Origin of the sequence: Delftia sp. 11MD (assembly GCF_050907895.1) — a bacterium.
Taxonomy (GTDB): Bacteria; Pseudomonadota; Gammaproteobacteria; order Burkholderiales; family Burkholderiaceae_C; genus Comamonas; species Comamonas tsuruhatensis.
In genome coordinates, this window is the sequence record NZ_CP194333.1 from 40,750 (window position 1) to 58,823 (window position 18,074).

18 protein-coding genes are annotated in these 18,074 nt (G+C 68.0%); 11 read left to right on the top strand and 7 right to left on the bottom strand.

Annotated features, from left to right (window positions below; all coding sequences use genetic code 11):
• Positions 1-250 precede the first annotated feature (250 nt).
• Complete coding sequence (gstA, locus tag ACRSCF_RS00165) at positions 251-859, bottom strand: glutathione transferase GstA (RefSeq protein ID WP_013799958.1); 609 nt, start codon at positions 857-859, stop codon at positions 251-253.
• A gap of 95 nt (positions 860-954) precedes the next feature.
• Positions 955-1,542: an NADPH-dependent FMN reductase gene (locus tag ACRSCF_RS00170; RefSeq protein WP_017405070.1), complete on the bottom strand. Its 588-nt coding sequence runs from the start codon at positions 1,540-1,542 to the stop codon at positions 955-957.
• A gap of 302 nt (positions 1,543-1,844) precedes the next feature.
• Between ACRSCF_RS00170 and mnmG the strand changes: the two genes are divergently transcribed.
• The 8 genes from mnmG to ACRSCF_RS00210 all read left to right on the top strand — a co-directional run bounded on the left by mnmG (position 1,845) and on the right by ACRSCF_RS00210 (position 9,758).
• Positions 1,845-3,824, top strand: coding sequence for a tRNA uridine-5-carboxymethylaminomethyl(34) synthesis enzyme MnmG (gene mnmG, locus ACRSCF_RS00175; protein ID WP_016447288.1), 1,980 nt, complete (start codon positions 1,845-1,847; stop codon positions 3,822-3,824).
• Positions 3,821-4,483 (top strand): 16S rRNA (guanine(527)-N(7))-methyltransferase RsmG, encoded by a 663-nt coding sequence (rsmG, locus tag ACRSCF_RS00180; RefSeq protein ID WP_034368555.1) that lies wholly within the window; start codon positions 3,821-3,823, stop codon positions 4,481-4,483. Before mnmG ends, rsmG begins: the two co-directional genes overlap by 4 nt.
• Positions 4,484-4,589: 106 nt before the next feature.
• Entirely contained in the window at positions 4,590-5,204 is a 615-nt protein-coding gene (locus ACRSCF_RS00185) for a LysE family transporter (RefSeq protein ID WP_016447290.1), read from the top strand.
• 13 nt (positions 5,205-5,217) lie between these two features.
• Entirely contained in the window at positions 5,218-5,988 is a 771-nt protein-coding gene (locus ACRSCF_RS00190; protein WP_016447291.1) for a ParA family protein, read from the top strand.
• 2 nt (positions 5,989-5,990) lie between these two features.
• On the top strand, positions 5,991-6,569 hold the full coding sequence (locus tag ACRSCF_RS00195) for an RBBP9/YdeN family alpha/beta hydrolase (RefSeq protein WP_017405073.1): 579 nt from the start codon (positions 5,991-5,993) through the stop codon (positions 6,567-6,569).
• Between the two features lie 13 nt (positions 6,570-6,582).
• Positions 6,583-7,518 carry a ParB/RepB/Spo0J family partition protein gene (locus ACRSCF_RS00200; RefSeq protein WP_016447293.1) on the top strand — a complete coding sequence of 312 codons (936 nt, stop codon included), beginning with the start codon at positions 6,583-6,585 and terminating at the stop codon, positions 7,516-7,518.
• Between the two features lie 195 nt (positions 7,519-7,713).
• Positions 7,714-8,748 carry a peptidoglycan-binding domain-containing protein gene (locus tag ACRSCF_RS00205; RefSeq protein ID WP_013799966.1) on the top strand — a complete coding sequence of 345 codons (1,035 nt, stop codon included), beginning with the start codon at positions 7,714-7,716 and terminating at the stop codon, positions 8,746-8,748.
• Positions 8,749-8,936: 188 nt separating this feature from the next.
• A complete protein-coding gene (locus ACRSCF_RS00210) occupies positions 8,937-9,758 on the top strand; it encodes a class I SAM-dependent methyltransferase (protein ID WP_244387687.1) in 822 nt (273 codons plus the stop codon).
• A 13-nt stretch (positions 9,759-9,771) separates the two neighbouring features.
• On the opposite strand, the gene ACRSCF_RS00215 is transcribed toward ACRSCF_RS00210, so the two are convergent.
• The 5 genes from ACRSCF_RS00215 to ACRSCF_RS00235 form a co-directional block, all read right to left on the bottom strand.
• Positions 9,772-10,119: a c-type cytochrome gene (locus ACRSCF_RS00215; RefSeq protein ID WP_034368558.1), complete on the bottom strand. Its 348-nt coding sequence runs from the start codon at positions 10,117-10,119 to the stop codon at positions 9,772-9,774.
• An 84-nt stretch (positions 10,120-10,203) separates the two neighbouring features.
• Entirely contained in the window at positions 10,204-11,451 is a 1,248-nt protein-coding gene (locus ACRSCF_RS00220) for a sulfite oxidase (RefSeq protein ID WP_034368569.1), read from the bottom strand.
• Between the two features lie 56 nt (positions 11,452-11,507).
• Positions 11,508-12,095 (bottom strand): hypothetical protein, encoded by a 588-nt coding sequence (locus ACRSCF_RS00225; protein ID WP_016447298.1) that lies wholly within the window; start codon positions 12,093-12,095, stop codon positions 11,508-11,510.
• Positions 12,092-12,667 (bottom strand): RNA polymerase sigma factor, encoded by a 576-nt coding sequence (locus ACRSCF_RS00230; RefSeq protein WP_016452283.1) that lies wholly within the window; start codon positions 12,665-12,667, stop codon positions 12,092-12,094. The genes ACRSCF_RS00225 and ACRSCF_RS00230 overlap by 4 nt, the downstream gene beginning before the upstream one ends.
• 98 nt (positions 12,668-12,765) lie before the next feature.
• Positions 12,766-13,788 carry an AraC family transcriptional regulator gene (locus ACRSCF_RS00235; protein ID WP_034368561.1) on the bottom strand — a complete coding sequence of 341 codons (1,023 nt, stop codon included), beginning with the start codon at positions 13,786-13,788 and terminating at the stop codon, positions 12,766-12,768.
• A gap of 65 nt (positions 13,789-13,853) precedes the next feature.
• Between ACRSCF_RS00235 and ACRSCF_RS00240 the strand changes: the two genes are divergently transcribed.
• From ACRSCF_RS00240 to ACRSCF_RS00250, 3 genes are all read left to right on the top strand, one after another.
• On the top strand, positions 13,854-15,128 hold the full coding sequence (locus ACRSCF_RS00240; RefSeq protein WP_016452281.1) for an MFS transporter: 1,275 nt from the start codon (positions 13,854-13,856) through the stop codon (positions 15,126-15,128).
• Positions 15,129-15,285: 157 nt separating this feature from the next.
• Positions 15,286-16,575, top strand: coding sequence for a M20/M25/M40 family metallo-hydrolase (locus ACRSCF_RS00245; RefSeq protein WP_034368563.1), 1,290 nt, complete (start codon positions 15,286-15,288; stop codon positions 16,573-16,575).
• Positions 16,576-16,840: 265 nt separating this feature from the next.
• On the top strand, positions 16,841-18,028 hold the full coding sequence (locus tag ACRSCF_RS00250; protein WP_411165070.1) for an IS481 family transposase: 1,188 nt from the start codon (positions 16,841-16,843) through the stop codon (positions 18,026-18,028).
• The last annotated feature ends 46 nt before the right edge of the window (positions 18,029-18,074 follow it).

Sequence of the window (18,074 nt, forward strand, 5' to 3'; positions counted from 1 at the left end):
CCGTGCGGGCGGCGCGGCGTACGGCACAGATTACGCCCATGGAATCAATCGTGCAGGCCAGGGATTTGCGCGCTGTCGTGCAGGCGACGCCCGCATGCCGCATGGCCCGGCAGATGCGCGCGGCACCCGCCGAGGTGCAGCCGCGCATCCGCAGGCGCCAGGCCTGCGCCGCAGGCACCAAAGACAAAGGGCCGGCCGGTTCCACACCAGCCGGCCCCGTCAGGCCTTGAGCGCAGCAGCGCGGCGCTGCTTACTTGAGCAGGCCTTCGGCCTTCATCGCGGCCTGCACGGCAGGGCGGGCCAGCACGCGCTCGCGGTAGGCCAGGAGGTTGGTCAGCTCGGAGATGTCCACGCCCACGAACTGGGCCCAGCCCGTCACGGTGAACAGGTAGGCGTCGGCCACGGTGAACTGCTCGCCCATCAGGTAGTCGCGGCCATTGAGCTCGCCGTCCACCCACTTGAGGCGGTCCAGCACGCGCTGGCGCACCACGGGCTTGTAGTCGTCGGGCGTGGCGGGGTTGAACAGGGGACCGAAGCCCTTGTGCAGCTCGGTGCCGATGAAGTTCAGCCACTCCTGCAGGTGGTAGCGGGCCATGGTGCCGTTGGCCGGGGCCAGCTTCTTCTCGGGGACCAGATCGGCCAGGTACTGGACGATGGCCGGGCCTTCATGCAGCGTGTCGCCGTCGTCGAGCACGAGGAAGGGAACATAGCCCAGCGGGTTGATGCCGTAGTAGTCCGTGCCGTCCTGCAGCTTGTGCGTCTTGGTGCTGGCCAGGACCGGCTCGTAGGCCAGGCCTGCCTCGTGCAGGACGATGTGGGGAGACAGAGAGCAGGCGCCAGGGCTGTAGTAGAGCTTCATGGTGGATGGCTTCCGATCAGGGTAAGAAAGACAAGCGCCCATGCTAACCCCATGTGGCGGGGCTGCGCATGATGGGACCGCGCTGGCGCCAGGGTTCAGGCCGACAGGCGCTGTGCAGCCCAGAGCACCTGTTCCAGCACGGCCTTCATGCCCTGCTGGTCCTGGGATCGCTGCAGGCGGCCGGCGTCGTCGAATGCCTGGCCTGCCTGGCCCACGGCGTGGCTCACGGGGGCCAGCCAGCACTGCAGGTTCAGCAGCAGCGGCGCCAGGTGCGACTGGGCGCGCAGGCCGCCCAGGCCGCCGGGCGAGGCGCTGGCCATGCCCACGACCTTGCCGCGAAAGGGCAGGGTGCCATCGGACCAGACCGGATCACCGGCCACGGGGCTGGAAGCCCAGTCGATGGCGTTCTTGAGCAGGGCAGGGTAGCTGCCGTTGTACTCGGGCGAGCAGATCAGCCAGGCCGGGTGGCTGTGCAGCGCGGCCTTGAAGCGCAGCACGTCAGGCGGCGTGCCGCTGGCCTCCAGGTCGGCGTTGTACATGGGGATGTCGAAATCCGACAGCTCCAGCAGCGTGGGCTGGGCGCCCAGTTCACGGGCCATGTCGGCGGCGGCGGCGGCCAGGCGCCGGTTGTGCGATTGTTGGCGGGTACTGCCCGCGAAGATGAGGATCTGCATGGCCGCCATTGCATCACAGGCCCTGCACATGTTTCTTGCAAGCGGGCCGCCCTGCGGGCGGCGGCGCGCAGCATCCTGCGGAGAATGCGGCCGCCCGCCGCACTGTTTCACGTGGAACACCGGCGCAGTGCCGGCCCGGTGGCAGGGCCGGCCGACCCCTTGCAAGGCACTGGTGCGGCAAAGGTGGGAAAATCGCGGGTTCCCCGCTGGGTTCCCCTCGCTACATGAACGAGGGCCACCTGCCATGAGCGCCGGAGCGTGAGTGCTCCGTGTCGGGGGCTTGGGCCGGGCAGGCCCCCGGAGTGATAAGCATGTTGTACCCACAGGAATTTGATGTGATCGTGGTCGGTGGCGGCCACGCCGGCACCGAGGCCGCGCTGGCTGCTGCGCGCATGGGCTGCAGGACGCTGCTGCTGAGCCACAACATCGAGACCCTGGGCCAGATGAGCTGCAATCCCAGCATCGGCGGGATCGGCAAGGGCCATCTGGTCAAGGAAGTGGATGCGCTGGGCGGCGCCATGGCGCTGGCCACCGATATCGGCGGCATACAGTTCCGCATCCTCAACAGCTCCAAGGGCCCGGCCGTGCGTGCCACGCGCGCCCAGGCCGACCGCATTCTCTACAAGGCCGCCATCCGCGACATGCTGGAGAACCAGCCCAACCTGTGGCTGTTCCAGCAGGCGGTGGACGACCTCATGGTCGAAGGCGACCGCGTGGTGGGCGCCGTCACGCAGGTCGGCGTGCGCTTTCGCAGCCGCACCGTGGTGCTCACGGCGGGTACCTTCCTGGACGGCAAGATCCACGTGGGCCTGAACAACTACGCGGCAGGCCGCGCGGGCGACCCGCCGGCCGTCAGCCTGTCGTCGCGGCTCAAGGAGCTGCAGCTGCCCCAGGGGCGCCTGAAGACCGGCACGCCGCCGCGCCTGGATGGCCGCAGCATCGATTTCTCGCAGTGCGAGGAGCAGCCCGGCGACGGCATGCCCGGTGGTGTCAACGAAGGCGTGCTGCCCGTGTTCAGCTTCATCGGCAATGCGGCCATGCACCCGCGCCAGATGCCCTGCTGGATCACCCACACCAACGAGCGCACGCACGACATCATCCGCAGCGGCTTTGACCGCAGCCCCATGTTCACGGGCAAGATCGAGGGCGTGGGCCCGCGCTACTGCCCCAGCGTCGAGGACAAGATCAACCGCTTTGCCGACAAGGAAAGCCACCAGATCTTCCTGGAGCCCGAAGGCCTGACCACCAACGAGTTCTATCCCAACGGCATCTCCACCAGCCTGCCCTTCGACATCCAGTACGAACTGGTGCGCAGCATGAAGGGGCTGGAGAACGCGCACATCCTGCGTCCCGGCTACGCCATCGAGTACGACTACTTCGATCCGCGCTCGCTCAAGAGCAGCTTCGAGACGCGCCAGATCCAGGGCCTGTTCTTCGCGGGCCAGATCAATGGCACGACCGGCTACGAGGAAGCGGCGGCCCAGGGCCTGTTCGCAGGCCTCAACGCCGCGCTGCAGTGCCGCGGCCAGGAAGCCTGGCTGCCGCGCCGCGACGAGGCCTACCTGGGCGTGCTGGTCGATGACCTGATCACCAAGGGCGTGACCGAGCCCTACCGCATGTTCACCAGCCGCGCCGAGTTCCGTCTGCAGCTGCGCGAGGACAACGCCGACATGCGCCTGACCGAGGCCGGCCGCGCCATGGGCCTGGTGGACGATGCGCGCTGGGATGCCTTCAGCCGCAAGCGCGATGCTGTTTCACGTGAAACAGAGCGCCTGAAGTCCACCTGGGTCAATCCGCGCATCGTCGCGCCCGAGGAATCGGAGCGGGTGCTGGGCAAGTCCATCGAGCGTGAATACAACCTCTTCGACCTGCTGCGCCGCCCCGATGTGGGCTACGGCAAGCTGATGAGCCTGAACGAAGGCCGCTATGCCTCGGCCGATGTGCAGCCCGAGGTGCTGGGCGATCTCAGCGCCTCCGTCGTCGAGCAGGTGGAGATCGCGGCCAAGTACGCAGGCTACATCGACCGCCAGAAGGACGAGGTGCAGCGCGCCGCCCACTTCGAGAACCTGCGCCTGCCGGCCGAGCTGGACTATATGCAGGTGCCGGCCCTGTCCTTCGAGGTGCGCCAGTCGCTGCAAAAGCACAGGCCCGAGACGCTGGGCCAGGCATCGCGCATGTCGGGCGTGACGCCAGCGGCGATCTCCCTGCTCATGGTGCACCTGAAGAAGGGGGGCTTCCGCGGCTTTGCCCCTGATGTGACAGACGCGAAGGGCGAGGAGGCATCCGCATGAGCCAGGAACTGCGCGCTCCTCTCGAGGCCGGCCTGCGGGCGCTGGGCCTGGAGCTTTCCCCTGCCCAGGTCGATACGCTGATGGAATTCCAGGCCCTGCTGGGCAAGTGGAACAAGGTCTACAACCTCACGGCAGTGCGTGATCCGCAGGAAATGCTGACCCATCACCTGCTCGACAGCCTGGCCGCCGTGCCGCCCCTGCAGCGCCACCTGGCCCAGATGCCTGCGCGCGCAAGGCGCACCGCCATGCTGGACGTGGGGTCGGGCGGCGGCCTGCCCGGCGTGGTCTTTGCCGTCTGCTGCCCGCAGATCGACGTGCACTGCGTGGACACGGTGGGCAAGAAGGCGGCCTTCATCCAGCAGGCGGCGGCCACTCTGCGCCTGCCCAACCTGCGCGGCATCCACAGCCGCGTGGAGCAGCTGACCACGCGCTATCCGCTGATCAGCTGCCGTGCCTTTGCCTCGCTGGCGGACTTCACCAGCTGGTCGCACCAGTCGCTGGAGGAGGGCGGCACATGGCTGGCCATGAAGGGCAAGCACCCCGACGAGGAAATCGCCGCGCTGCCTGCCGACGTGCAGGTGTTTCACGTGGAACCATTGAAGGTGCCGGGCCTGGATGCCGAGCGCTGCATCCTCTGGCTGCGCACTGCTGCAGCCTGATTTTTTTACCGAATAGCACACTGCCGCGTTGCGGCGGGGCCATGTTCCCCATGCGCTGGCCATGGCCCTCGCATAAACTCCCAGCTTTCATCGCTCAGGGGTCAGCATGTTCGGCATCTCCGATTTCAGCGCATTCGTTGTTGCCATTCTTCTGTTTTTGCTGATTCCGGGGCCGGGCAATCTGGCGCTGATCACCTCCACCGGCAAGGGCGGCATACGTGCCGGAATGGCGGCCTGCGCCGGCGTGCTGGCGGCCGACCAGGTACTGATCTGGATGGCGGTGGCGGGCGTTGCCGCGCTGCTGGCCTCCTATCCCGCGGCCTTCCATGCCGTGCAGTGGCTGGGCGCCGCCTACCTGGGCTGGCTGGGTTTCAGGATGCTCACGGCCAGGCCCGGCGACAAGCCCGTGCTGCACATCGAGCCGCGCCACTACTTTCGCCAGGCCGGCCTGATCACCCTGATGAACCCCAAGTCCATCGTGTTCTACATGGCCTTCTTCCCGCTGTTCGTGGATCCCGCAAGCCACCAGGGCCTGCTCACGTTCGCGGTGATGGCGGCCACGGTGGCTGCTCTGACCTTTCTCTATTGCCTGATCGTGGTGCTGCTGACCGCGCATCTGGCCGAGCGCATGCGCGCCAATCCTGCGGTTTCCCGGGTTCTCGAAAAGACTGCGGGCGTGTTTCTGATCGGTTTTGGCCTCAAGCTGGCCATCGCCAAATAAGCGTGTAAATACCATGGCCAAAATCTTCTGTGTCGCCAATCAAAAGGGTGGGGTCGGCAAGACCACCACCGCCGTCAACCTTGCTGCGGGCCTGGCCAAGATCGGCCAGCGCGTGCTGATGATCGACCTGGACCCCCAGGGCAATGCCACCATGGGCTCGGGCGTGGACAAGCGCGCGCTGGAGCTGTCGGTCTACGACGTGCTGCTGGAGAACGCCAGCGTCAAGGAAGCCGCCGTGCGCTCCGAGGCCGTGGGCTATGACGTGCTGGGCGCCAACCGCGAACTCAGCGGCGCCGAGATCGAGCTGGTCACGCTGGAGCGCCGCAACGAGCGTCTGAAGGGCGCCCTCAGGGCGGCCGATGCCGACTACGACTTCGTGCTCGTGGACTGCCCGCCCAGCCTGTCCATGCTCACCCTGAACGGCCTGTGCGCGGCCCATGGCGTGGTCGTGCCCATGCAGTGCGAGTACTTCGCGCTCGAAGGCCTGACCGACCTGGTCAACACCATCAAGCAGGTGCATGCCAACATGAACCCCGACCTGCAGATCATCGGCCTGCTGCGCGTGATGTTCGACCCGCGCACCACGCTGCAGCAGCAGGTCAGCGACCAGCTCAAGGAACACTTCGGCGACAAGGTGTTCGACACCGTGATCCCGCGCAACGTGCGCCTGGCCGAGGCGCCCAGCTATGGCGTGCCCGGCGTGGTCTTCGACCCGGGCGCCAAGGGCAGCAAGGCCTTCATCGATTTCGCGCACGAGATGGTGCGCCGCATCAAGAAGATGTAGCCATGCAAGGTTCACATGAAACGGCAGGGCAGGGCGTGCCGACCGGGTGGGCTGCCGAGGACGTCTGGCTGCTGCCCGGCTGGCAGAACTCGGACGCCGGCCACTGGCAAAGCCGCTGGGAGCAGCGCCACGGCTACCGCCGCCTGGAGCAAAACGACTGGGACCGTCCGCTGCGCGGCGACTGGAGCGCCAGGCTGCAGGAGACGGTGCTCGACGCGCCGCGCCCGGTGGTGCTGGTGGCCCACAGTCTGGGCTGCATCCTTGTGGCGTGGTGGGCTGCGCATTCGCCGCTGGCCGCCCGCAAGGTGCGTGGCGCGCTGCTGGTCGCCCCCGGCGATACCGAGCAGCCCCAGCTGCGCGAGCAATTGCCTGGCTGGTCGCCCGTGATGATGCAGCGCCTGCCGTTTGCCTCCATCGTGGTCGGCAGCAACAACGATATCTATTGCAGCGCGCAGCGCGTGCAGACCCTGGCCGATGCCTGGGGCGCGCGCTTTGTCGATGCAGGGCCTTCGGGCCATCTCAACACGGCCAGCGGGCTGGGCGACTGGGACAGCGGACACGCGCTGCTGGCATCGCTTTGACAAGGACAACACCATGGTGACCAAGAAACCCAAGGGACTGGGACGCGGACTCGAAGCCCTGCTCGGCCCCAAGGTCCACGACAAGGAAGAGGCCGGCGGCCCCGTGGCCGAGACCGGGCTGCCCAGCATCCTGCAGCTGGACGTGATGGTGCCCGGCCAGTACCAGCCGCGCACCCACATGGACGAGGGCGCGCTCTACGAGCTGGCCGAAAGCATCAAGGCCCAGGGCATCATGCAGCCCATCCTGGTGCGCCGCCTGGCCAAGGGCGAGCACGCCGGCAAATACGAAATCATCGCGGGCGAGCGGCGCTTTCGCGCAGCCCGCATCGCCGGCCTGGCCGAGGTGCCGGTGCTGGTGCGCGAGGTGCCCGACGAGGCCGCCGCCGCCATGGCGCTGATCGAGAACATCCAGCGCGAGGACCTGAACCCGCTGGAAGAGGCCCAGGGCCTGTCGCGCCTGGTCAAGGAATTCGGCCTCACGCACGAGCAGGCGGCCCAGGCCGTGGGACGCTCGCGCAGCGCGGCCACCAACATCCTGCGCCTGCTGAACCTGGCCGACCCGGTGCAGACCATGCTCATGGCCGGCGACATCGACATGGGCCATGCGCGCGCCCTGCTGTCGCTGGACCGCGCGGCCCAGATCACGGCCGGCAACCAGATCGCGGCCAAGAAGCTGTCGGTGCGCGAGGCCGAGGCCCTGGTCAAGAAGATCGGCGCCGACTTCAGCCTGGTGCGCCAGAAGTCCAAGAAGGAAGGCAAGACGCGCGACATCAAGCGCGTGGAGGAAGAGCTGTCCGACCTGCTCATGGCCGATGTCGAGGTGCGCATCAAGAAGTCCGTGCGCCGTGGCGGCAAGCTGCAGGAAATGGGCGAAGTGGCGATCCAGTTCGGCTCGCTCGATGCGCTCAACGGGCTGATCGAACGTTTGCGCGGCGATGCACCCGAGTGATGACAACAGCTTGTAACCGTCTGTGATCTGTCGTTCTCCAGCAAAGCAGCGCTTTTTCGCGAGGGTGAATCCCGGTATATTTGCGCGCTGTTATGCGGGGTAATTGTGTGTAATCGCTGACTGGCGACGCTGCCAGTGCGTGGACGCCATTGCCCTGGCGCTGATTCACCTAGACCAGACCAAGAGGATTACAACGTGAAGAAGTATCTTGCCCTGACTGCCATCGCCGCCGTGGCGCTGACCGGCTGCGTGACCACCGACATGCGCATGGGTTCGCCGGAAGCCAAGACCGTGGCCACGGGCGCCGCGGGCGGTGCCAGCGCCGAGAACGCCAACACCGAGCTGGAGCGCTGCGATTCCTCGCTGGGCACCATCTCCCTGGTCGAGAACCAGACCGCCGGCTGGTACACCATCCTCACCCAGCAGTACCGCCTGCCGCCCACATCGCAGCTGCTGCGCCTGATGATCCAGCAGTCCAACTGCTTCATCGTCGTGGAACGCGGCGCGGCCGGCATGGGCGCCATGGCGCGTGAACGCGCGCTGATGGACTCGGGCGAAATGCGCGGCGGCAGCAACCTGGGCAAGGGCCAGATGGTGGCCTCCGACTACGGCCTGTCCCCCGAAGTGATCTTCAACCAGAGCGATGCCGGCGGCATGGGCGGCGCCATCGGCGGCCGCGCCGGCGGCATCTTCGGCGCGCTGGCTGCAGCCACCAAGACCCGCGAGGCCTCGGTCATGCTGGCCCTGGTGGACAACCGTTCGGGCGTGCAGGTGTCGGCTTCCGAAGGCTCGTCCTCCAAGACCGACTGGGGCGGCATGGGCGCGCTGTTCGGCGGCTCCGCCGGCGCCTCGCTGGGCGGCTACACGCGCACGGCCGAAGGCAAGGTGATCGCCGCCGCCTTCATGGACGCCTACAACCAGATGGTGCGCTCGCTGCGCAACTACAAGGCGCAGACCGTCAAGGGCCAGGGCCTGGGCGGCGGTGGACGCCTGGGCGTGGACGGCGGTGCCGCACCGTCGCAGACATCGGCTCCGGGCGCCAATGCCGCCGGCATGTCGCTGCGCGCCGCACAGCAAAAGCTCAATGCCCTGGGCTACACCGCAGGCACGCCTGACGGCTCCATGGGCAAGAACACCCAGAACGCCCTGCGCGAGTTCCAGCGCGACCAGAGCCTGCCGCAGACCGGCCGCCTCGACCGTGCCACCTCGCAAGCACTGCAACAGCAATGAGATGCAGCACCCCCTGAGTCGCTTCGCGCCTTCCCCCTCTCCTGCGGGAGGGGGGCATACGGGCGGCCGGCGACAGCCTCGCTGCGGGGCGGCCCTTGCTCGCTGTCCCTGGTTTGGGGCGTTTCGGGCGCATAGGTCGCGCTCGTTTCATGGGCTGTGGGAGGCGCGTCGCGCAATGAGGCTCTGACATGCGGCGCCTTCCCTGGCCGGCCCCGGCCCTTCTTGCCTGGGCGGGCGCCTGGCTTGTCTACGCCGCGCTGCAATCGACCCTAGGGCCGCTGGCCGCCTGGCTGGCGGCCTGTTTTTTGGGCGTGCTCGCCAGTCTGCTGGCCACGCCCTGGTGGCGGCGCCTGGCCGTGGCGGCCGGCTTTCCGCTGTCCTGCCTGATGCTGTGGGGGCCGGGCGGCCTGGCCGCCATCAGCCCCTGGCTGTGGCTGGCGGCGCTGGGCCTGCTGACCCTGGTCTATCCGCTCAACGCCTGGCGCGATGCGCCGCTGTTTCCCACGCCGACCGATGCGCTGCAAGGCCTGGCCGATGCTGCGCCGCTGCCCGATGGCGCGGCCGTGCTCGATGCCGGTTGCGGCCTGGGTGACGGCCTGCGCGCGCTGCGCGGGCAGTACCCGCAGGCGCGGCTCAACGGCATGGAGTGGAGCTGGCCCCTGCGCTGGCTGTGCGCGCTGCGCTGCCCCTGGGCCCGCGTGCGCCGTGCCGATATCTGGCTGGCCGACTGGAGCGGCTACCAGATGGTCTACCTGTTCCAGCGCCCCGAAAGCATGGGCCGTGCGGCCGTCAAGGCCGCCACGGAGCTGCCCGAGGGCGCCTGGCTGGTCAGCCTGGACTTTGCGCTGCCCGGCGTGGAGCCCTCCTGGCAGCGCCAGGGACCGGGCCGGCACAGCCTGTGGGTCTACCGCATGCCGCTGGGCGGTGCCGGCGAGGCCGTGGTGCATGTGCCCGAGCCCGAGGAGACGCCCTACGAAAAGGCCCTGCGGGAACTGCAGGAACGCCGGTGAGGGGCCGTGCCGCCTACTTCTTCGCGCTGGCCTTGCTCACATAGAGCGACAGCGCGGCGATATCGGCCTCGCTGAGCGTGGCCTTGAACGAGGGCATGGCGCCTATGCCGTCGCGCAGTGCGCGCGCCACGCGCGCGGCGTCGGGCTTGAGCTCGTCGAGCACGGGGCCGATGGCGCCCTCGGCACCCGCGTCCTTGAGCGTGTGGCACAGCGCGCAGGCGGGCGTGGCCGTGGCGAACAGCTTCTTGCCCAGGGCCATCTGGGCCGCTTCATCGGCAAAGGCGGGGGCGGACAGCAGGGCGCTGCCGAGCAAAGTGCTGCCCAGTAGGGCGGTGTGGATCAGGTGTTTCATCGTGAACATGGCAATGGGGTACGGGCCCGCCACGGTCTGGCGCCGTGTGCGGGAGGTGACGGGAAGGGGGCGTGATGAGCGCGCGGGCCGTGCTCAGGCCACGGTGACGGTCACGGCGTGGTCAGCCCAGCTGGTGTTGTTGTAGCCACTCTGGTTTTCCCCGCGCGTCTCGGGCTGGACCCGGCCGCGCGCGTCGGTGGCGCGGCTGGCCAGCACATGCGTGCCCTTGGGCAGGCGCGCCTGCAGCACGAACTGGCGCCAGGCGTACTTGCCCAGGTCGGGGCCGACCAGGCGCGCGGCCTGCCAGCTCTTGCCGCCGTCCGTGGACACCTCCACGCCCTTGACGGCGTCCATGCCGCCAAAGGCCACACCGTGGATCTGCACCAGGCCGGCGGCCTGCCCGCCGTCCTCGGGCAGGGGCGAGTTGATCCAGGACTTGACGCTCATCTCCTGCACCGAGGGTTGGCTCGGGTCGCCCTTGCTGCCGGGCGGCGAGATGCGGTAGCCGTGGGACATGATGTGGGCCTCGCTCTCGCGCGGCGTGAAGGCCAGCTGCTTGATGTACTTGATGTTGTTCACGCCCGTGTAGCCGGGCACGATCAGGCGCAGCGGCCCGCCGTGGGCCAGCGGGATGGGCTCGCCGTTCATCTCCCAGGCCAGCAGGGCGTCTTCCATGGCCGACAGCGGCACCGAGCGTTCGACGATGACGCTCTTGGGGTCCAGCCCTGCGGGCAGCACCTCGCCGCCCGTGCCGGTCATGTAGAGACCGCCGTCTGACAAACCGCCCAGGGCCTTGACCACCTCGCGCACGGGCACGCCGCTCCAGACCACGCAGCCGGCCGCACCCACGGTCCAGGCCGTGCCGCTGGGCTTGCTGGGAAAGAAGGCCCGGCCATTGCCCGAGCACTGCAGCACCATGGCCACGGTCTCCAGTCCCAGGGACTTGAGCTCGCGCACGCTGAGGCTGCGGGGCTGGCGCACGCCCTCCACCTGCAGCTGCCAGGCATCGCGGTCGGCCACGATGGATTCGGGCGGCGTGGGCAGGTTGTTGCGCACATAGAGCTGGTCGCTGGGCGTGATCACGCTGGTGCCGAAGGCGCCGCGCCGCGTCTCTATGGTGGTGGAGCTGTGGACGATGAGGGCATCGGCCTTTTTCCAGCCCGCGTAGCCGGGCAGGGGCTTGGCCGCCGGTGCTGCCGCAGCTGCGGGTGCCTGGGCCTGGGCTTGGGCCAGTGCGCCCTGGTGCAGGCCGGCCAGGCCTGCGGCGGCCAGTGCGCTGGCGCTGCCGGCCAGCAGGCTGCGGCGCGCGGGGGAGGTGGGCGATGTCGGCAAGTGGTTCATGGGTGTCTCCTCGTGGTGGTTGTCAGGGGGCGTGTCGTGGCGTCTCATGCGGCATCTCATGGGGCAGGGGTGCCCAGGGCCTTGCTGGCCACGGCCAGGGCCTGTTTCTTCTGGGCCACCAGCACCAGCGGCCGGCCTTCGCGCGAGCGAACGACCTGCCAGTGCATGTTGGCCCACCAGCCCTGGCCATCGGCCAGGCGCTGGGGCTGGTCGAAGGCCAGCACGGTGACGATGCCGCCCTTCTCGAAGAAGGTGGTCAGGTGGTAGGCGCGCGTGCCGTCGATGTCGCAGGGCCGCATCAGCTGGGTGTAGCCGGGCAGCTTCTCGCCGGCCGGCAGGTCCAGGCGGCGCGCGACCTCGGCCTCGGGCATGAAGCTGCCGCGCAGCGTGCGCTCGTAGTACTCGTGCTCGATGGCGGCGCGCACCAGCTCGGGCGGGCGCATGGCGAACACGGCGGTGGCGGCCGAGCTGCCCACCAGCAGCGCGGCGATCAGCCGGCGCACGCCGCTGCGCGCATGCCAGGGCGTGTGGCGCAGCAGATGGGCGGGCGGCTCGCCGTGCGGCCCGGGGTCGAAGGCCAGGGCCAGTTCGGCGCGTGCGCGCAGGTCGAAGGCCGATTCGTCGGTCGTGTCCGGGGCAGTCATTTCAAGCCTTGGTATCGGGTGGCGCGCAGCGGGGTGGGGCGCAGCGGGATCACGCTGGCAGTCTCTGGGGCAGGCGCCGGGGCGGCCTGCTCCAGGGCCGCCTTCAGCGCATCGCGGGCGCGTGACAGGCGCGACAGCACCGTGCCCGGCGCAATGTCCAGGGCCTCGGCCATCTGGGCCGTGGGCATGTCGTCGAAGTAGTAGAGCACCAGCACCTCGCGGTGGATGGGAGCGATGCGCGACAGCGCCTTGACCACGTCGAGCCGGTCATCCAGCGCCGAAGGCGAGGGGGAGGGGGCGGGATGCTGGTCCAGCGCCTCGTCATCGCTGACCAGATGGGCCGATGGCGCAAGGTGCCGGAAGGCATGGCGGCGCATGATCTGGAACAGCCAGGCCCGCGCCATTGCGGCCTCGCGCAGCTGGTGGCGAAAGCGCCAGGCGCTGGTGAAGCAGTCCTGCACCACGTCCTCGGCCAGCGCGCGCGAGCCGGTCAGCGCCCAGGCGCTGCGCAGCAGGAATCGGTAGTGCTCGCGCACCCACTGGTTGTAGCGCGACTCGGCGGTGGAGATCATGCGGCATAAGAGCACGCAGGGCGCCGCCCTATTCCATGGGCTGGCCTTAGGCAAACCCTATATCGGATCAGCTATCGCGAAGAGGCGATGGCTCCCTGTCATTCCCTGATCGGCCGCGATACAGCGCCTGTTCCGACCCTGTGGGCAGCGGAGCCGGCCTGCTGCCCGAAGAACCGTGCCGGAGGCATGCCCACCGTGCGGTGCACCATGGCGCTGAAGGCGCTGGGGCTGTATCCCAGCTCGGCCGCGATCTGCTGTATGGGAAGGCCGCGCGCGGCCAGGCTCAGGCCGTGGGCCAGCACGACTTGCTGGCGCCAGGTGGTGAAGCTGCAGCCCAGCTGCTGCTGGAACAGCCGGGCCACGGTGCGCGGGCTGGCGCCGGTGTCGGCCGCCCAGTCGGCCAGGCTCTCGTGCTGGGTGGGGTCGGCCACGACGGCCTCGCAGAGCATGCGCAGCCGCTTGTCCTGGGGCATGTTCACGCCAAGGTGGACTTCGCTGGCCCGGCGCAGTTCTTCCAGCAGCAGGGCGCTCAGATGGTGCTCGCGCTGCAGGGTGGCGGCGTCCGGGGCGGGCTGGTCATCGCTTTGCTTGGGCAGGGCCGTGATCAGCTCGCGCATCAGCGGCGAAACCTCCAGCACGCGGCAGCGTGCCCAGTCCTGCGGGTTGCAGGCCACGCCGCAGGGCGGGAGGTCCGGCAGTACGGGGCCCTGGGCCGGATCGTCCTGCAGCACGTAGATGGAGACGAGATCGGCTTCCTCGACCATGGCCACGGCGTGGACCAGGCCGGGCGGAATCCACACGGCCTTGGAGGGTGGGGCGATCAGCGTGCCCTGGGGGGCCGACAGGTGCAGCACGCCGTCCAGCGAGATGGCGATCTGTGCCCAGCTGTGGCTGTGCGGTATGACGCGCGTGCGTGCCGACAGGCGATGCTGCTTGGCGCGCACGGGGCGCTGGGGCGTGGGCACGAACAGGTGCGGATGCAGGGCCTCCACCGGCTCCATCGGCCGGGCCCTGCGCACCGACCGCAGTGCGGCTGCGGGGCAGGCGCTGGGCAGGGTGTCGGCACAAGTGTCGGCAAGGGTGTGGTCAGGGGTGCCGGGCGTGGAGACAGGCTTTGGCATGTTTGCGATAGAAGTTGGCAGACTATCGCATACAAGACGAAACGCTGCTGCCTAAGATGCGGCCCATGACCGCCTCTTCCTCTTCCATGCCGGACGCCGTGGCTCCGGACCCGCTGCGCAGCGATGTGCGCACCATCGGCCTGATCGGCCTGGCGCATGGTTCCTCGCATTTCTTCCACCTGCTGCTGCCGCCGCTGTTTCCGTGGCTGATCGCCGAGTTCGGCTACAGCTATGCCGAGCTCAGCGTGATGGTGTCGCTGTTCTTCGTGGTCTCCGGCGTGGGACAGGCCATGGCCGGCTTTGCCGTGGACCGCTTCGGCGCGCGCCCCATTCTGTTTGCGGCGCTGGGCAGCTTCACCGTGGCGGGCGTGGTCGCCAGCCTGGCGCAGGGCTATGGAATGCTGCTGCTGGCGGCCTTCTTCGCGGGCCTGGGCAATGCGCCCTTCCACCCGGTGGACTTCACCATCCTCAACAAGCGCGTGTCGGCCAAGCGCATCGGCCATGCGTTCTCGGTGCACGGCCTGTCGGGCAATATCGGCTGGGCGCTGGCGCCGCTGTTCATGGCGGGCATCACCACGGCCACGGGCTCGTGGCGCCTGGCCTGCCTGTGCGGCGCGGCCCTGGCCGCCGTCATCCTCACCATCATGGTGCTCAACCGCGAGGCGCTGGACGACCGTGCGGCCGATGCCCAGGCCCCCGCGGCGCGCGCCGCTGCGGCCGCCGTGCCGCAGGAGCATCCCATGGCCTTCCTGAAGCTGCCCTCGGTCTGGCTGTGCTTCTCGTTCTTCTTCTGGAGCACCTGCGCGCTCAGCGCCATCCAGAGCTTTGCCAGCCCCGCCATGCAGTCCATGTACGGACTGCCGCTGAGCGTGACGGCGCTGATCGTCACGGGCTACATGCTGTGCGGCGCGGCAGGCATGCTGGCCGGTGGCTTCCTCGTGGGCCGCGTGCAGCGGCTGGAGAAGGTGATCTCCATCTGCATGCTGGGCTCGGGCGTTGCGCTGTTCCTGGTCGGCACGGGCTGGCTGCCGGCCATGGCGGCCGTGGCCGTGGCCTCCATCGCGGGCCTGGGCACGGGTCTGGCCGGCCCCTCGCGCGACATGCTGATCAAGCGCGCCGCCCCGCCCGGCGCCACGGGCCGCGTCTACGGCACGGTGTATTCGGGCCTGGACCTGGGCTTTTGCCTGGCCGCGCCGGTGTTCGGCTACATGCTGGACCACGGCATGAGCCACGGCGTGTTCTACGGATCGGCCATTGCCCTGGTGCTGAGCGTGGTGTCGGCCGTGGTCGTGGGCGATGGCGTGAGCCGGAAAAGCGGCATGGCGCTGAGCGCGGGCTGATACCGGGTCGCACTCCCCACAAGGCCCCGCAGGCCCAAGCTTGCGGGGGCCTTTGCTTTGGGCGCAGAGATGGACAAAACAGGCACGCCAATTGCGTGCGCCCTGCGCGGCGCCTGCTATTGTGCAGGCACAACTTTTCAACACAGGAGACCTGTCCATGCGTTCCGCCTTCGCACCGCTTTCCCTCATGTTCCGCAGCGCCCCGCTGGCGCTGGCCCTCGCCATGGCCGGCCTGTCCGGCAGTGTCCTGGCTGCGCCCAAGGCCGATATCCAGGCGCTGGCGCAAAAGCACCAGCAGCCCCTGCTGGACACGCTGCGCGAGCTGGTGCACATCGAGTCGGGCAGCAAGGACATGGAGGGCGTGGAGCAGATCGCCAACTACGTGGCCGGCAAGCTGCGCGAGCAGGGCGGCAAGGTCGAGATCCTGCAGCCCACCGACGTCTACCGGCTGGGTGACACGCCCGAGAAGATCGGCCCCATGGTGCATGCCGAGTTCAAGGGCAAGGGCACCAGCCGCATCATGCTGATCGCCCACATGGACACGGTCTACCTGCGCGGCATGCTCAAGGACCAGCCGTTTCGCATCGACGGCGAGCGCGCCTACGGCCTGGGCATTGCCGACGACAAGCAGGGCGTGGCCCTGATCCTGCACACCGTGGCCATGCTGCGCCAGCTGGGCTTCGACAACTACGGCACGCTGACCGTGCTGATGAACAGCGACGAGGAAATCAGCTCGCCCGGCGCGCGCAGCACCATCACGCGCCTGGGCGCCGAGCAGGATGCGGTCTTCTCGTTCGAAGGCGGCGGCACCGACGGCGGCGTGCGCCTGGCCACCAGCGGCATCGGCGCGGCCTACCTCAAGGTCGAGGGCAAGGCCTCGCACGCGGGCGCCAAGCCCGAGGACGGCGTGAATGCGCTGTACGAGCTGTCGCACCAGCTGCTGCAGATGAAGGACCTGTCCAAGCCCGAGACCGGCCTCAAGCTCAACTGGACCGTGGCCAAGGCCGGCACCAACCGCAACGTCATTCCCGCCGAGGCCACGGCCCAGGCCGACGCCCGCGCGCTGCGCGTGGCCGACTTCACGGCGCTGGAGCAGGCCATGCAGGCCAAGGTGGGCCACAAGCTGCTGGACGCCAGCAAGGTGCAGTTCAAGTTCGAAGTGCGCCGCCCGCCGCTGGAGGCCAACGAGGCCTCGCGCAGCCTGGCCAAACAGGCGCAGACCATCTACAGCGATGAGCTGGGCCTGAAGATGAGCGTGATGGAAAAGGCCACGGGCGGCGGCACCGACGCGGCGTTTGCGGCGCTCAAGGCCAAGGGTGCGGTCATCGAGGGCTTTGGCCTGAGCGGCTACGGCGCGCACTCCAATGATGCGGAGTATGTGCAGCTGAACACCATCGTGCCGCGCCTGTACCTGGCCACGCGCATGATCATGGATCTCTCCAAGTAAGGGTCGGCTATCAGGCTGCACTCCTGCGTTAAGCCAAAGCCAGACGGTGGCTTGAGTCGCTTTTTCTGACCCTGCCGGGTGGTTGTTTTTCGAGGCCGGGTTTCGGCCCGGCAGCCGACTGCCCTTTCTTGATTCGCCAAGAAAGGTCAGGTCAAAGAAGGCGACCGGTACGACTCACACTCATAGGTGACACATCAGTACAAGGACATGGGTAACAGATCCAAGCTTGGCAGCTGGAGCCAACAGCAGCCAAGGAGCGATCACCATGCCCTGGAAGGAGTGCGCACCCATGGACGAGAAACTGCTCTTCATAGCCGACCATCTGCGCAGTGGCGTGCCGCTGAGCGAGCTGTGCAGGCGCTACGGCATCAGCCGCAAGACGGCCTACAAGTGGGTTGAGCGATACCGCCAACTGGGCATGGATGGATTGCAAGAGCGCAGTCGCAGGCCCCACGGGAACAATCAGGCGATCAGCTATGCACAGCGCCGGGCCATCATTGAGCTGCGCACGCAGCAAAGGTCACAGATGGGGCCCAAGAAGCTGCACGCTTTGCTCCTGCAGCGCTGGGGCCCACAGGAGACACCCAGCAAAACCACCATCTACAACGTGCTGAAGGCTGAGGGGCTTGTTTGCAGCAGGCGTGTACGCAGACGCTCGGTGCCTACGGCCCAGCCCTTGCGAACGAGCAAGCAGCCCAATGGGGTGTGGAGTGCAGACTACAAAGGCCAGTTCAAGACAGCCGATGGTCACTGGTGCTATCCATTGACCATCATGGACCACGCCAGCCGTTATTTGCTGGCCGTGCATGTCTACGACAGCCCCAACTACGAGGATGCCAAACGCAGCTTTGAACAGGTGTTTCGGCAATACGGACTGCCCGAGCGCATACGCAGTGACAACGGTCCGCCGTTCGCGACTACTGGCGTGGCGGGCCTGTCACGCCTGGCGATATGGTGGATAAGGCTGGGCATCAGCCCGGAGCGCATCGAGAGGGGCAAGCCACAGCAAAACGGTCGCCACGAGCGGATGCACCGCACGCTCAAGCATGCCCTGGGCAAAGAGCCTGCGGCGGACAAAGCGGCATTGCAGATGCAGCTCGATGCCTTTGTGGAGCACTACAACCAGCAGCGCCCGCATGAGGCCTTGCAGCAAAGCATGCCGGCCCAGCATTACAGCGACTCGACCAGGCCATACCCCTCAAAGCTACCGGAGCTGGAGTATCCGAAGCATTGGGAAAGGGTTCGGGTCAGCCACAACGGCTTGATTTACTGGCGAGCGCTGCGGATCTACATAGGCTACCTGCTGGCGGGGCAGTGGATCGGGATGCAGGAGGTGGCCGCTGGGCAGTGGGATGTGTATCTGGGGCCGGTGCGACTGGGCTGCTTCAACGAAGAGGATGTGCGAGGACCCCAGAACGACTATGTGAGCTTGAAGTGTTACCCATGTCTGTGAGCTGAGTTGTTACCCATGTCCTTGACACGTACAACCCGGATATCCG